Here is a 15,338-nt window from a genome sequence, read left to right as displayed (position 1 = left end):
CTGGCCGCTGGCCGGTGACCGCACTTACAGTTCTCGCCGCCGATGCTTGCGCGCGTGGAGTGAACCGACCAGGAAACTGACCGGCAATCGACCTTGCTGGTCCCGCCCGTGCGGTGGACCGGAGTTGCCCGCTCGATTCCTGGCTTCCTGCCCGTACGAACCGGAGGATGCGGCCTTGGGCGGCAGCGACGTTGCTCCGAAGAACGCAAGGATCCGGGAGGAAACGGTCAATGAGCATCCCCGACAGGGCCCTGTTGGACTGGGTCGAGGAAGCCTCGGAGGAGCGCGGCCTGCACTTCGCCGGTCCGGGAGACTCCTGGGACTTCCACAGCTACGCCGAACTGGCCGACAAGGTGCTGCGCACGGCCGAGGCGCTGCGCGCCGCCGGCGCCCAGGAGGGCGACGTGGTGGCGGTCGTCCAGCGCTGCAGCCCCGGTTTTGTCGCGACCTTCTTCGGCGCCATCGCCGCGGGCTGCACCCCGTGCTCCATCGCGCCGCCGTTCGCATTCCAGCGCGGCGGCGAGTACGCCGAGCACGCGCGGGCCCTCTTCGACACCGCGCAGCCCCGGGTGATCGTCTGCGACGAGGAGTCGGAGGACTCCGTGCGCACCGTCACCGAGGGCCTCGACCTGCCGGAGCCGGTGGTCTTCGACGCGTTCATCGCCGAGGTCGAGCCCGCCCAGAAGCCGTACCCCCCGGCCGAGTTCGCGCTGCTGCAGTTCACCTCCGGCTCCAGCGGCCGCTCCCGCGGCGTGCTGGTCGGCCACGAGGCGCTGACCAACGACGTGAACGCGATGCACCGCTGGCTGGAGTGGTTCCCGGAGTACTCGGGCGCCTCCTGGCTGCCGGTGCACCACGACATGGGCCTGATCGGCTGCATGGTCAACTTCGTGACGATGAGCTGCGACGGCTGGATGATGCAGCCGGAGGACTTCATCCGCTCCCCGCTGCGCTACCTGCGCTGCATCAGCGACAACAAGGTCGGCCTGACCGCCATGCCCAACTTCGGCCTGGCGTACATCCTGCACCGGGTGAAGCCGGCCCAGCTGGAGGGCCTGGACTTCTCCTCCTTCCGCTCGCTGATCCTCGGCGCGGAGCGGATCGACCCGCAGGTGCTGGAGGGCTTCGAGGCGCTGCTCGGCCCGCACGGCTTCGACCGGCGCGCACTGCTGCCCGCGTACGGCGGCGCCGAGGCCACCCTGGCCGTCACCGGCCTGCCGATCGGCGAGGGCTGGAGCGAGGTCACCCTGGAGGGCGACCAGGCCGGGCGGTTCGTCGGCTGCGGCCGTCCGCTGCGCGGCGTCCAGGTCACCGTCGTCGACGACGAGGGCGTCGAGGTGGCGGACCGCGTGGTCGGCGAGGTGCTGGTGAGCGGGAACACCCTGGGCACCCGCTACCAGGGCGTCGCCGGCACGGCCTCCGGCACGGTGCTCGACGGCGGCGTGCTGCACACCGGCGACGCCGGCTTCCTGCACGAGGGCCAGCTGTACGTGGTCGGCCGGCTCGGCGACGGCGTCAAGGTCCGCGGCAAGATGGTCTTCGCCGAGAGCCTGGAGGCCAAGCTGCACGAACTCGGCATCCCCCAGCGGCGGGTGGCGGTCCTGCTGGGCCACCGCGAGGACCGCGCCACCGGCGTGGTCGTCCTGGAGAAGCCCGACCCGCAGTGGCAGGCCGCCGCGCACGCGGTGCTCGCCGAGGCCCTCGGCACCGAGGCCGACCTGCTCGCCGTCGAGGTGCCGCGCGGCGGTCTCGCCGTCACCTCCAGCGGCAAGCCGCGCCGTCGGGTGATGTGGGCGGCACTGGCCGCCGGCGAACTGGGCGGCGACATCCGGAGCCTGACACCGGCCTGACCGGCCGGCCCGGAAGCGCCGCCCTGCCGGGTCAGGCCGCCGAGCCGGCGGGAAGGCGCTTCCGGGACCTGATGGTCACCACCAGCATGCGGGCCAGCAGCATCGCGCCGAAGGAGATGGCGAGGAAGCCGAACCCGGTGTCGATGTCCTGGTTCTGGCCGACCTTGAAGAAGGCCGTCCGGGAGACCAGCAGGCCCGCCCAGACCGGCAGGGCGTACAGGCCGCCCTTGAACACGGTGTGCCCGGCCGCGTCCCGGCTCACCGGCAGCAGCGCGCCGTACGCCACGCCGAGCACCAGACCGATACCGGTGATCCCGGCGCCGAGGCCGATCGAGGCGCCGCTCCTGTCGTGGTCGATCAGGTCGTCCTGGAGGGCTCCGACCACGATCGGAATCAGCGGGAGCAGCCACGGGACAAGAGTTAACCTCTGGTCCCTGAACTCGCGGATAAGTCCGAGCACCAGAACGGCTGCGGTCAGAATCTCGACCATGTTGTCTTTCACGGGGAAATCCCATCGTGTGTGAGGCGCCCGCGTCGGCACCGGTGCCGTGAGCACGGGCGCGGCCTCGTCAGAACGGCTGTCGGAACGGTCGTCAGAACGGCGGTGAGAACGGCGGTCAGAACGGCGCAGACGCACCCTACTGCAGCCCACGCCGGTGGAATAGGGACGTCTCTCCGACGCCTCCGCAGAACCGAATTCCCCTGGTGGAGACCGTTACACCCGATCGGCAGCTGGAATGCAATTTCGATTGCCGGGCACTTGCCTGGCAGGCCCGCGCGGCAGCCGGAAGCATGGCCGAAGCGGGCCGGCCGGACGGCCCCGGACGGCCCTCGGGCGAGTGAGACCGCCACACAACACGCCCTCGTTCCCGCCCCCCGGCGACACCGGCCGTTCGGTGCCGGACGTCGCCCGCGGACCGTGCGACCGCGACCCGCCCCGGTTGGAGATCACCCAGTGCCTGCCCACGACTCACCGCTGGAAGCGGTCCTTCCGCTCGCGCCCCTGCAGGAGGGGCTGTTCTTCCACTCCCTGCTCGGCCAGGGCGGCGTCGACGAGTACGTCAGCCAGGCCGCCCTGCGGCTGGACGGCCCGCTCGACCGGGACCGGCTGCGCGCCGCCTGCCGGGCCGTGGTCGGCCGCCACACCGCGCTGCGCACCTCCTTCCAGCAGCGGAAGAACGGGCAGGCCGTCCAGCTGGTGCACCGCAAGGTCACTGTCCCGGTCACCGAACTCGACCTGGCCGGGCCCGACTCGGGCGACCGCACGGACGCCGGGGGCACGGACGCCGGGGGCACGGACACCGGGGGCACGGACGCCGCGCTGCTGCGCCACCTCACCGAGGAGCGGCTGCACGGCTTCGACCTGGGCGCCCCGCCGCTGATCCGCTTCTCGATCGTCCGGACCGCCCCCGAGTCGCACGTCCTCGTCCTGACGCACCATCACATCCTGCTGGACGGCTGGTCGTTGTCGACCGTGCTGCGCGACCTGGTGACGATCTACGCGGCCGGCGGCGAGGATACCGCGCTGCCGAAGGCCGTCCCGGCCACCGGCTACCTGGCCTGGCTGGCCAAGCGCGACGCCGAGGCCTCCCGGCAGGCGTGGCGGCAGGCCTTCGCCGGCCTCGACGCGCCCACCGTGACCGGCCCCGAGCACACCGGCGCCGCCGAGGAGCTCCCCGACCTGGTCACCGCCGAGCTGTCCGCCGAGCTCACCGCGGCCGTCCGGGACGCCGCCCGCGGTCGCGGCCTGACCCTCAACACCGTCGCGCAGACCGCCTGGGCGCTCGCCCTCGCCTCGCTGACCGGGAAGACGGACGTCGTCTTCGGGCAGACCGTCTCGGTGCGCTCCGCCGCCGCCCCGCGGGTCGAGGAGATGGTCGGACTGCTCATCAACTCGGTGCCGGTCCGCGTGCGCCTGGACCCGGCCGAGCCGCTGCACACCCTCCTCGACCGGGTCCAGCGCGAGCAGTCGGCGCTCACCGAGCACCACCACCTCCCGCTGCCCGAGATCCAGCGCGGCGCCGGACACGGCACCCTCTTCGACACCTTCCTCGCCCTCGCCGACCCGGGCAGCGGCGACGACGGGGCCGCCCGGCCGCTGGCCGGCCTGCGGATCTCCCCGCTCGCCGACGACCTGGTCGCCGCCGACCCCGACGGCGCCCGCGGCTCCACCCACTACCCGCTCAGCCTGGTGGTCGTCCCCGGCGACCGGCTGATCCTCGAACTCACCCACCGCCGCGAGGTGTTCGACGCCGACACGGCCCGCGGCGTACTGCGCCGACTGGAGGCCGCGCTCACCGCCCTCGCCGCCGCCCCCGACACCCCCACGGCCGCCCTCGACCTGCTCGACGACGCCACCCGGGCCGCCCTGCCCGCCCCCGGCGTCCCGGCCCGCGGCCCCGCGCCCGAGACCACCGTGCCCGCGCTGTTCGAGGCCCAGGCCGACCGGGTGCCGGACGCCGTCGCCCTCTCCGACCGGCACCGCACGCTCAGCTACCGGGACACCAACGCGGCCGCCAACCGGATCGCCCGCGCCCTGATCGCCCGCGGCATCGGCCCCGAGTCGATCGTCGCCGTCCTGCTGCCGCACGACGCCGAGCTGGTCGTCGCCCTGCTCGGCGTACTGAAGTCCGGTGCAGCCTACCTGCCGATCGACCCGGCGCTGCCGGCCGAGCGGATCGCCTTCATGCTCCAGGACGCCCGGCCCGCCGCCGTACTCACCGACCGGGCCGCCCTGCTCGCCGACCAGGCTCCTGGTGAGTTCCCGGCCCCCGAGGCGCTGCTGCCCGCCGACCTCCTGGCCGAACCGCACCCGGACGGCAATGTCACCGACGCCGAGCGGGTCCGCCCGCTGCGCCCCGGCAACGGCGCCTACCTGATCTACACCTCCGGCTCCACCGGCCGCCCCAAGGGCGTCCAGGTCGAGCACCGCTCCGTCGGCGTCTACCTGGAGTTCGCCCGGCACACCTACCCGGGGCTGGCCGAGACCGCGATCGTGCAGTCGCCGATCTCCTTCGACTTCACCGTCACCGGCGTCTGGGGCGGGCTCACCGCCGGCGGCCGGGTGCACATGGCCGAGCTCACCGAGGCCGCCCCGACCGGCCTCGGCCCGGCCGCCTTCGCCAAGGTGACGCCCAGCCAGATGCCGCTGCTCGCCGACACCCACACCTGGCTCTCCCCCACCCGCGACCTGGTGGTCGGCGGCGAGCAGCTGTCCGGCGCGATGCTGCGCGCCTGGCGGGCCGGCAACCCGACCGCCACCGCCGTCAACGAGTACGGCCCCACCGAGGCCACCGTCGGCTGCATGGAGTTCCGCAGCGGCCCCGAGGACGAGATCGCCCTCGGCGCCGTCCCGATCGGCAGGGCGATCCCGGGCGCCGCGATGCACGTCCTCGACACCTGGCTGCGCCCCGTCCCGGCCGGCGTGCCCGGCGAGGTCTACATCGCCGGCCCGAGCCTGGCCCGCGGCTACGTCCGCCGCCCCGGCGTGACCGCCGAGCGCTTCGTCGCCAACCCCTTCGGCGCGCCCGGCGAGCGGATGTACCGCACCGGCGACGTCGCCCAGTGGGGCGCCGACGGCGAACTCGTCTACCTCGGCCGCGCCGACGACCAGGTGAAGATCCGCGGCCAGCGGGTGGAGCCCGCCGAGATCGAGGCCGTGCTCTGCGAGCACCCGGCGGTGCGGCACTGCGTGGTCGTCGTCCGGAGCGGCCCGCAGGCCGACCGGCTGGTCGCCTACCTCGTCCCCGACGGCACGCCCGGGCCCGGGGAACTGCGCGAGCACGTCGCCGCCCGGCTGCCCTCCGCCATGGTGCCGGACGCCTTCGTCCCCGTACCGGAGATCCCGCTCACGCCCAACGGCAAGCTGGACCGCGCCGCGCTGCCGCCCGTCCCCGAGCTCGCCGAGGACCGCTCGACCGGCCGGCCGCCGCGCAACCCGGCCGAGGAACTGCTGGTCAAGCTGTTCGGCGAGGTGCTGAACCGGGACGTGCGCTCCGTCCACGACGGCTTCTTCGAACTCGGCGGCGACTCCATCACCTCCCTGCAGCTGGTCGCCAAGGCGCGCGGCGCGGGCCTGGAGCTGACCGCCCAGCAGGTCTTCGAGCACCGTACGGCCGCCGCGCTCGCCGCCCTGGCCGGCCCGGCGGCCGGCACCGCCGCCCCGGTCGCCCACGACGACGGGCTGGGCGACTTCCCGGCCCCGCCCATCGTCCACCGGCTGCGCGAACTCGGCGGCCCGATCGACTCGTTCAACCAGTCCACGCTGCTCGCCGTGCCCGCCGGGCTCGGCCTGGAGCAGCTGACCGGCGCGGTGCGGGCGCTGCTCGACCGGCACGGCGCGCTGCGCATGCGGCTCACCGAGGACTGGACGCTGTCCGTCCCCGCCGCCGACCCGGACACCGCCGGGTCACGCCCCTCCTCCGACCAGGTCCGCCGGGTCGACGTCGCCGACCAGGTCCGCCGGGTCGACGTCGCCGACCAGGTCCGCCGGGTCGACGTCGCCGGGCTCGGCCCCGACGCCCTCGCCGCGGCCGTCACCGAGCACGCCGAGGAGGCCGCCCGCCGGCTGGACCCGCGCGCCGGCAACCTGCTCCAGGCGGTCTGGTTCGACGCCGGCACCGCCACCGGCCGGCTCCTCGTCCTCGTCCACCACCTGGCCGTGGACGCCGTCTCCTGGCGCGTCCTGCTGCCCGACCTGCACGCCGCCTGGCAGGCCGCCGGCGCCGGCCGGGCCGCCGCGCTCGACCCGGTGCCGACCTCGCTGCGGCGCTGGTACGACACCCTCGCCGAGGCCGCCGGCCGCCCGCACTTCGCCGCCCAGCTCGAACACTGGCGCCGCACCCTCGCCGAGGCCGGCCCGCAGCTCACCGACCGCGCCGCCGACCCGGCCCGCGACGTGCACGGCACCGCCCGGAGCCTGACCGTCGAACTCACCCCCGCCGAGACCGAGGCCCTGCTCACCACCCTGCCCGCGGCCTTCCGGGCCGGCCCCGACGAGGTGCTGCTCACCGCCCTCGCCCTGGCCGCCACCCGGGCCCGCGCCACCGGCGGCCTGCTGGTCGACGTGGAGGGCCACGGCCGCCGCGACCTCGACGGCCTGGACCTCACCCGTACGGTCGGCTGGCTCACCACCCTGCACCCCGTCCTGCTCGCCCCCGGCACCGCCCGCCTCGACGACGCCGACCTGGCCCGTGCGCTCAAGACGGTCAAGGAGCAGCTGCGCGGCGTCCCCGACCACGGCCTCGGCTACGGACTGCTGCGCTACCTGGACGACCGGGGCCGCGACGCCCTCGGCGGCCTCCCCCACCCGCAGCTCGCCTTCAACTACCTCGGCCGGTTCACCGCCGGAGCCCCCGAGGCGGACTGGCGCCCGGCCGGCGAGACCGCCGCCCCGCCCGTCCACCCCGACCAGCCGATGGCCCACCCGCTGGAGGTCAACGCGGTCGCCGAGGACGACGGCGCCGGCCCGCGGCTCACCGCCACCTGGTCCTGGGCCCCCGGCCTGCTCGCCGAGCCCGAGGTCCGGGCCCTGGCCGAGGAGTGGACGGCCGCGCTGCGCGCCCTCGCCGCCTTCGCCGGCCGGCCCGCGGCGCACGGGATCACCCCCTCGGACGTCCCACTGGTCCGGATCACCCAGGACGAGCTGGACGCCCTCGCCGAGCACGGCCCGGTCGCGGACGTGCTCCCGCTCACCCCCACCCAGCAGGGCCTGCTGTTCCACGCCCGCTACGAGCACGGCGGCACCGACCTGCACACCGTCCAGACCGTGCTGGAACTCGACGGCGACCTCGACCCGGCCCGGATGCGCACCGCCTTCCGGACCCTGGTGCGACGCCACGAGGCACTGCGCGCCCGCTTCGCGCTGCTGCCCTCCGGCGAGCCGGTGCAGGTCCTGGACGAACGGGCCGAGGCGCCCTGGCGCGAACTCGACCTGCGCCGCGCCGACGAGGAGCGGCAGCGGGAGGCGCTCGCCGCGGAACGGCGCGAGCCCTTCGACCCGGCCCGCTCCCCGCTGGTGCGCGGCCTGCTGGCGCGGGTCGGCCGCCGCCGCCACCTGCTGGTGCTGACCCTGCACCACATCCTGGTCGACGGCCGGTCCAGCGCGATCCTGCTGCGCGACCTGGCCCACCTCTACCGCCACCGCGGGGACGAGTCCGGCCTGCCCGACCCCGTCCCGTACCGCCGGCACTTCGGCTGGCTGGAACGGCAGGACGGCGAGGCCTCGCGCGCCGCCTGGCAGAAGGCCCTGTCCGGCGCCGAACCGACCCTGCTGGCACCGGACGGCGACCCCGCCCGGGTGCACGCCCAGCCGGTGCGGCGCACCGCGGAACTCCCCGAGGAGACCACCGAGGCGCTCCGCCGGGCCGCCCGCGACCACGGCGTCACCCTCAACACGGTCGTCCAGGCCGCCTGGGCGCTCACCCTGCGGCGGCTCACCGGCGTCCGCGAACCGGTCTTCGGCGCCACCGGGTCGATCCGCACCCCGGAACTGCCCGGCCACGAGGACCTGGTCGGGCTCCTGATCAACACCACGCCGGTCCGGGTACGGCTGGACCCGGACGCCGGACTCGGCACCCTGCTGCGGGACCTCCACCGGGAGCAGACCGAACTCGCCCCGCACCGGTACCTGGCGCCCGGCGCCGTCCTGCGCGCCGCCGGACGTGCCGGGCAGCGCGAACTCTTCGACAGCTGCCTGGTGTTCGAGAACTACGCGGCCGCCGAGGCGGTCGGGTCGACCGCCGACGCGGGCTCGGCCGGGTCCTCCGGCGATCTGAGGATCACCGACACCTACGGCCAGGACCCGTACCACTACCCCGTCCGGCTGACCGTCACCCCCGAGCAGCGGCTGCACCTCGCCCTCAGCCACCGGCCGGAACTGATCCCGGCCGCGCTCGCCGAACGGGCCGGCGGCCTCCTGGTCACCCTGCTGCACGCGATCGCCGAGCGGCCCTCGGCAAAGCCCGGCGAGCTGCTGCCGGACGCCGACGCCCTGCGGGCCGCCCAGGACACCCTGGCGGTCCTGGCGGCCGAGGCGATCGAGGCCGCGTCCGGTGCCGCCGGCGCGCTCGACCCCCTCGGCCCGGACGACGACTTCTTCGCCCGCGGCGGCGACTCGCTGGCCGCGCTGCGGCTGTCCGGCCGGATCGAGGCCGCGTTCGGCCGTCCGGTCGACGTCCGCGCGGTCTTCCAGCAGCGCACCCCGCGCCGCCTGGCCGCGCTGTGCGTCCCGGTCACCGCTTCCTCCTCCCCCTCCTCCTCCCCCGGCTTCGCGGACCCCGACGTCCGCTGAGCCCGCCCGAACCACCACGACCCACCACGACCCGTAGAGCCACCCGCGACGAAAGGCACGAGTCCGATGCAGAACCCCTTCGACAACCCGGACGGCACGTTCCTGGTGCTGCGCAACGAGGAAGGGCAGCACTCCCTCTGGCCTTCGTTCGCCGAGGTCCCGGCCGGCTGGACGGTGGCCCACGAGAAGTCCGGCCGTCAGGAGGCCCTGGACTACATCGAGAACAACTGGACCGACATCCGGCCGCAGAGCCTGGTCGCCGCCATGGAGTCCGAGCCGGCATGACGTACGACCGCAGCGGTGAAGCCGTGGTGGTGACCGGACTCGGCGCGGTCACCCCCCTCGGAGCGACGGCCAAGGACACCTGGTCGGCGCTGCTCGCCGGGCGCGGAGCCGTTGCGGCCCTGGACGACCCCTGGGCCGCCGAGCTCCCGGTCCGGATCGCGGCCCGGGCCGCGGCCGAACCCGGTGAGCTCCTGGACCGGGTGCTCGCCCGCCGGGTGGACCGGGTCGGCGCCTTCGGCCTGGCCGCCGTCCGCGAGGCCTGGGCGGACGCGGGCTACACCGGACCGGCCGGCACCCCCGACACCCCGGACCCGGAGCGGGTCGCGGTGGTGCTGGGCACCGGCATCGGCGGCGTGCACACCGTCGTGAACAACCACGAGGAGCTGCGCACCCGCGGGGCCCGCCGGGTCTCCCCGCACGCCGTGGCGATGCTGATGGGCAATCACACCGCCGCACTCGCCGCCCTCGACGTCAACGCCCAGGCGCAGGCCTCGGCCCCGTCCGCCGCCTGCGCGGCCGGCGCCGACGCCATCGCCACCGCGCTGGACCTGATCCGGCTCGGCCGCGCCGACGTCGTGGTGGCGGGCGGCGCGGACGCGGGCGTCCACCCGCTGGTCGCCGCCGCGTTCGCCTCCATGCGCGCGCTCTCCGGCCGCAACGACGAGCCGCACCGCGCCTCCCGGCCGTTCGACCGGGACCGCGACGGCTTCGTCCTCGGCGAGGGCGCCGGGGTGCTGGTGCTGGAGAGCGAGCGCCACGCCCGGGCCCGCGGAGCGCACCGGTACGCCGTCCTCGCGGGCGTCGGCCAGGCCTCCGAGGCGCACCACCCCACCGGCCCGCGCCCGGACGGCCGCGGCCTGGCCGCCGCGCTGCGCCGGGCCCTGGCCGACGCCCGGCTGGACCCGGCCGACGTCCGGCACGTCCAGGCGCACGCCACGTCCACCCCGGCCGGCGACGCGGCCGAGGCCGCGGCGCTGCGCACGGTGTTCGGGCCGGGGGCCGTGCCGGTCTCGGCGATCAAGTCGATGACCGGCCACCTGCTGGGCGCCGCCGGCGGGCTCGCGGCGGTCGCGGCCGTCCTGTCCCTGTCCGACGGCGTCGTCCCGCCGACCGTCAACCTGGAGAACCCGGAGGAGGGCCTCGGACTGGACGTCGTCCGGGACACCCCGCGCGAACTGCCCTCCGGCCCCGCGGCCGTCCTCTGCAACGCCTCCGGCTTCGGCGGGCACAACGTGTCGCTCGCCTTCGCCCGCTGAACCGTTTCCCCCGCGGTACCGCCCGTCCGCCGTACCGCTTGTCCGCTGTACCCGTCTGTCCGCCGTACCGCTCGTCCGCCGTACCCGCTCGTCAGCCGTACCGCCCTGTCGAAATTCCACACCTGTGAGGTTGAGAACGTGCGACGCACCATGCTGAAGTCGAAGATCCACCGCGCCACCGTCACCCAGGCCGAGCTGCACTACGTCGGCTCGCTGACCCTGGACCCGGTCCTGATGGAGAACGCCGACCTGCTGCCCGGCGAGCTGGTCCACGTCGTCGACGTCGACAACGGCGCCCGCCTGGAGACCTACGTCATCGAGGGCGAGCGCGGCTCGGGCGTGGTCTGCATCAACGGCGCCGCGGCCCGTCTGGTCCACCCGGGCGACACCGTGATCATCATCGCCTACGCCTCGGTCGAGAACGACGAGGCCGCGGACCTCAAGCCGACCGTCGTCTTCGTGGACAAGGCCAACGCGGTGGTGAAGGTCGGCGTCGACCCGGCCTCCTGACCCGCCGCCCCACCCCGCAGGTGCCCGCCGCGCACGAGCCGGCGGGCACCTCGCCTTTCCCGGCGCCCCGCACCGCCCCCTCACCCCTCCCTCATTCCACCCGTAACCCGTTGACCCGGTTACACCTATCCTGACCCCATGAGCGACGGAGACGACCGGAACACCACCCCGCCCGGGCTGGTCCTCACCACCCCCGCGGGCAGCCGCTTCCACTTCGACCCCGGCGCCCTCTGCCTCGAACTGCTCACCACCGGCGGCCCCGGCCCGTACGCCCGCTACGAGGTGCTGCACCGGCCCGCCGACCTCTCCGCCTGGCTCCCCCGGTCCCGGCTGCGCCTGCCCGCCGACGCCGTCCGGGTCTCCGGCCCCGAGCTCGCCGCCGCCCGCACCCTGCGCGACGCCCTCTGGCGCCTCGCCGCCGCCCGCGCCCACGGCGGCCCCGGCCCCGCCGAGGACTACGAGGTCCTCAACCGGGCCGCCGAGCACCCCCCGCTCGTCCCCCGGATCGCCCCCGACGGCACCCCGGCCGCCCCACCGCCCGCCGACGGCTCCCAGCTGGTCTCCACCCTCGCCCGGGACGCCATCGCCCTGCTCACCGGCCCGCACGCGGACCGGGTCCGCGAATGCGGCGCGGACAACTGCCAACTGATCTTCGTCGACACCTCCCGGCCCGGCCGGCGCCGCTGGTGCTCGATGGAACGCTGCGGCAACCGCCACAAGGTCCGCGCCCTGCGCGCCCGCCGCGAGGGCGAGGCCGCTCCGCCCCCGGCGCCCGGCGCCCCTGGTGGCGGTGCGCCCGGCGGCGGTGCGCCGGCTGATCAACCGTCTGAGAGCATGGGCTGATGCGACCGCTGTACTCCGTTCCCCTCGGCATCGCCGCCGCCGGCGCCGCCTGCCTCGCCTACTCCGCCGGGTACGAGGTCCGGGCCTTCCGCCTCCGCCGGGTCGAGGTCCCCGTCCTCCCCCGCGGCGCCCGGCCGCTCCGGATCCTCCAGGTGTCCGACATCCACATGGTGAGCGGCCAGGGCAAGAAGCAGCGCTGGCTGCAGAGCCTGGCCGGCCTGCGCCCCGACCTCGTGGTCAACACCGGCGACAACCTCTCCGACCCGCTCGGCGTCCCGGCCACCCTCGACGCGCTCGGGCCGCTCATGGAGTTCCCGGGCGTCTACGTCTTCGGCTCCAACGACTACTACGGCCCGGCCCGCAAGAACCCGGCCCGCTACCTCCAGGCGATGCGCAGCGGCGTCCACGGCATGAACAACCCCGACGGCTCCGCCGGCCGCGGCATCTCCGGCGCCGTCCACAACCCCTGGGAGAAGCTCCGCGACGGCTTCGACGCGGCCGGCTGGCTCGACCTCACCAACACCCGCGGCCGCCTCACCCTGAACGGCCTCGACCTCGAGTTCACCGGCCTCGACGACCCCCACATCCGCCGCGACCGCTACAGCGCGGTCACCGGCGGCCCCTCCGCCGACGCCGACCTCTCCCTCGCCGTCGTCCACGCGCCCTACCTGCGCGTCCTCGACGCCTTCACCGCCGACCGCTACCCGCTGATCCTGGCCGGACACACCCACGGCGGCCAGCTCTGCATCCCCTTCTACGGCGCCCTCGTCACCAACTGCGACATCGACACCCGCCGAGTGAAGGGCCTCTCCACCCACACCGCCGGCGGCCACCGCTCCTACCTCCACGTCTCCGCCGGCTGCGGCACCAACCGCTACACCCCCGTCCGCTTCGCCTGCCCCCCCGAAGCCACCCTCCTCACCCTCACCCCGACCCCCCGCTGACCCCCACCGGACGCCCGCCCGAAACCGGATTTCGTGTCTCGGCGAGCGTCCGGTAGAGTTCTACTCGTCGCGAAGGAGACGGAGCGACAAACCGCAAGACCGGGGTGTGGCGCAGCTTGGTAGCGCGCTTCGTTCGGGACGAAGAGGCCGTGGGTTCAAATCCCGCCACCCCGACCCAGTAAGACCAGCTCAGGGCCGGTCTCCCGCAAGGGAGACCGGCCCTGACTGGTTTTCGGGGACCGTTCTGGAGAAATCCTGGAGAAGATCTTGGAATTCTTCTCCAGAGCGACCTCTACCTCCGGGCCCGGAGCAACGCGTCCAGGACCGCCACCGGCGACCCGGGGCTCATCGCCCGGCGGGCTTCCAGCGCCTCCTCCCACATCTCGGTGAGCGCGGCCATGAGCGCGCGCCGCATCCTCTGGGTGATGTGGTCGTAGCGGGACTGCACCGAGCCGTCCTCGTGCCCCATCCGCTCGTCCATGAGCTTCGGCGGGGTGCCGACCTCCCGCATCAGGGTCTTGTGGGTGTGCCGCAGCCCGTGCGGGGTCAGCCCCGGCGCGATCGGCAGCCAGCACGCCTCCGCGCGCTGTGAGGCTCCGCGCCCCCGTGCCGGAATCCCCGGCCACGGCTCGGCCACTACTGGGACCGGGTGCTCATCGTGCTGCCCGCGCTTCGGGTACTTGCCGGTCGTGGCCGGCTGGAACAGCCACGTGGCGAAGCCGGAACGTCGCCAGTGTGCCGCCAGCTCCCCTGACGCCGCGTTGCGGACGTATCCGAGTTCGTTGATGGCCGCCAGGACCTTCAGCCGGGTCGGGTCCGCGACGGCGTGCGGGCGGTTCAGGACGTTGGACACCGTGCCCGTGGAAACGCCCGAACGGCGCGCGACATCGACCAGCTTCGCCCCCGGGCGGCTTGCGGAGCCGTTCGCGGCTCCGTGACCGCTGAAGACGTAGGTCAGCCCGTGGCACTCGCACGGCTTCCGCGCCGTCCGGGCGATGTGGCCGGCCAGGAGCTCGGACAGCCAGTCAGGCGTGTCGATGCCGCGGTAGGAGTCGTCCTTGGGAGGGCAGCGGTGCAGCTCGCCCGTGTCCAGCTCGTAGAGCTGCCATTCCACCCGGACGCTGCTGGGCCGGACGAACTCGGTCTCCAGGCCGACGACTTCGCCCCACCGCATGCCCGTGAACCCCTTGAGCACCACGCCGACGAATTCGTCATCGCGGCCGGACAGCAGCGCGGCCCGCTCGGCGAGCAGCAGAATGCCGAGCGCGGTCGTCACGGCCTTCTCCGGTCCGCGGTTGCGCGAGCGGCCGGCGCGCTTCCCCCGTCCGCGCCGCTTGGTCGCCGGGTTGGAGTCACGCAGCCCCTCGTCAACGGCGTCGGCCAGGATCAGGTGCAGCGTCGCCCGCCACGTCTTGACGCTGGAGGCCGCGTACGGAACCGCTCGCTCGCGCTTCTCCCACGCCGCAATGTCCGTGCTCAGGATGTCGGCGATGGCGAAGTCCTCGAAGGCGGGAAGTAGGTGCTCCTCGATGTGCCGCCGGTAGTTCTGCATCGTGGACGCGGCCAAATCCTGCGCGTCGTACCAGCGACTGACGTAGGCACCGAAGGTGATCTGCTCTGGGGTCACCTTCTTCAGGCCTGCCAGCAGTTTCGCCTCCTCCGCGTCCGCGGCCTTCTTCGCGGCGGCCTTGGTGCGGTACCGGATAGCGTCCCCGGCTTCGTCGCGGACGGTGGCGTACTTGCCCGGCGCAAGCTTGTAGCGGCCGCGCCAGTAGTCGCCGAGGTTCTCGGCATAACCCAACTTGGTCTCCTTGCAGGTGTTGTGCCGCCCGGCCGAAGCCGGGCGGCACACGGGATCAGGCCGCGTTGTTCCGCGACTGACTGTTCCGCGCTCGGCGCGGGGTGCGGGCCTTGAGGTGGGTAACCGGCTCCGGGGTCGGGGCGGTGCGGCGGCGCGGCGGCTTCGCTGTCGGAGCCGTCACGTCGACATCCACCGGGCGGCTCTCGTAGATCCGCAGGATCTCGGCGTAGTGCTCGGCGGTGAAGCGGTAGCTCCCACCGGGCTTGCTGAACGGAATGCGGCCCCGCCTGGCCTGCTCCTTCACCCACCACTCCGAGCGGTGGAGGGCCTTGGCGATGTCGCTCGGCAGGTAGACCGGAGGAAGGAGCGGGGGCGCGGGTCGTGCAGCTGTCATGGCGGACTCTCCCAGACGCGCAGCGGGCTGAACGGTGGTTGCGGTGCGTTACGGCCCCGATGCGTGGACGGGGGTTGGGGCCGGAAAGTGTCAGGGATGTCAGGGAAAATCGCTGACCTGCGGCTTTGGCTCCTGGCAGGACGTCAGGGTTTGTCAGGGATGTC

Annotated in this window: 10 protein-coding genes and 1 tRNA gene; 8 read left to right on the top strand and 3 right to left on the bottom strand. The window is 74.3% G+C overall.

The features are described 5' to 3' along the window. The first annotated feature begins 230 nt into the window (after positions 1 to 230). The gene (locus ACYP53_RS09835) at positions 231 to 1,850 is read left to right on the top strand and encodes an AMP-binding protein (protein ID WP_459647181.1); all 1,620 of its coding nucleotides are present in this window, start codon (positions 231 to 233) and stop codon (positions 1,848 to 1,850) included. Between the two features lie 31 nt (positions 1,851 to 1,881). Here ACYP53_RS09835 and ACYP53_RS09830 read toward each other — a convergent pair whose 3' ends face one another. Beyond that, positions 1,882 to 2,352, bottom strand: a complete 471-nt coding sequence (locus ACYP53_RS09830) for a hypothetical protein (RefSeq protein ID WP_459647180.1) — start codon at positions 2,350 to 2,352, stop codon at positions 1,882 to 1,884. A 453-nt stretch (positions 2,353 to 2,805) separates the two neighbouring features. Here ACYP53_RS09830 and ACYP53_RS09825 point away from each other — a divergent pair, with 453 nt between their 5' ends. The 7 genes from ACYP53_RS09825 to ACYP53_RS09795 all read left to right on the top strand — a co-directional run bounded on the left by ACYP53_RS09825 (position 2,806) and on the right by ACYP53_RS09795 (position 13,153). Then, positions 2,806 to 9,141 (top strand): amino acid adenylation domain-containing protein, encoded by a 6,336-nt coding sequence (locus ACYP53_RS09825; RefSeq protein WP_459647179.1) that lies wholly within the window; start codon positions 2,806 to 2,808, stop codon positions 9,139 to 9,141. A 66-nt stretch (positions 9,142 to 9,207) separates the two neighbouring features. After that, complete coding sequence (locus ACYP53_RS09820; protein WP_189913068.1) at positions 9,208 to 9,426, top strand: MbtH family protein; 219 nt, start codon at positions 9,208 to 9,210, stop codon at positions 9,424 to 9,426. Further along, positions 9,423 to 10,682 carry a beta-ketoacyl-[acyl-carrier-protein] synthase family protein gene (locus ACYP53_RS09815; protein WP_459647178.1) on the top strand — a complete coding sequence of 420 codons (1,260 nt, stop codon included), beginning with the start codon at positions 9,423 to 9,425 and terminating at the stop codon, positions 10,680 to 10,682. The genes ACYP53_RS09820 and ACYP53_RS09815 overlap by 4 nt, the downstream gene beginning before the upstream one ends. A gap of 138 nt (positions 10,683 to 10,820) precedes the next feature. Next, positions 10,821 to 11,192: an aspartate 1-decarboxylase gene (gene panD, locus ACYP53_RS09810; RefSeq protein ID WP_459647177.1), complete on the top strand. Its 372-nt coding sequence runs from the start codon at positions 10,821 to 10,823 to the stop codon at positions 11,190 to 11,192. Between the two features lie 138 nt (positions 11,193 to 11,330). Then, positions 11,331 to 12,035: a CGNR zinc finger domain-containing protein gene (locus tag ACYP53_RS09805; RefSeq protein ID WP_459647176.1), complete on the top strand. Its 705-nt coding sequence runs from the start codon at positions 11,331 to 11,333 to the stop codon at positions 12,033 to 12,035. After that, entirely contained in the window at positions 12,035 to 12,979 is a 945-nt protein-coding gene (locus ACYP53_RS09800) for a metallophosphoesterase (RefSeq protein ID WP_459647175.1), read from the top strand. Before ACYP53_RS09805 ends, ACYP53_RS09800 begins: the two co-directional genes overlap by 1 nt. Positions 12,980 to 13,079: 100 nt before the next feature. Beyond that, positions 13,080 to 13,153 (top strand) — tRNA-Pro (locus ACYP53_RS09795). Between the two features lie 118 nt (positions 13,154 to 13,271). Here ACYP53_RS09795 and ACYP53_RS09790 read toward each other — a convergent pair. Both ACYP53_RS09790 and ACYP53_RS09785 read right to left on the bottom strand, forming a co-directional pair. After that, complete coding sequence (locus ACYP53_RS09790) at positions 13,272 to 14,780, bottom strand: LacI family DNA-binding transcriptional regulator (protein ID WP_459647174.1); 1,509 nt, start codon at positions 14,778 to 14,780, stop codon at positions 13,272 to 13,274. Positions 14,781 to 14,835: 55 nt separating this feature from the next. Continuing rightward, complete coding sequence (locus ACYP53_RS09785; RefSeq protein WP_459647173.1) at positions 14,836 to 15,174, bottom strand: DNA-binding protein; 339 nt, start codon at positions 15,172 to 15,174, stop codon at positions 14,836 to 14,838. Positions 15,175 to 15,338: the final 164 nt, after the last annotated feature.

The sequence above is a fragment of the Kitasatospora sp. Ki12 genome (assembly GCF_054601375.1).
Note: the sequence above shows the minus strand (reverse complement) of the source record. Positions and strands in the feature narration are given on the sequence as shown.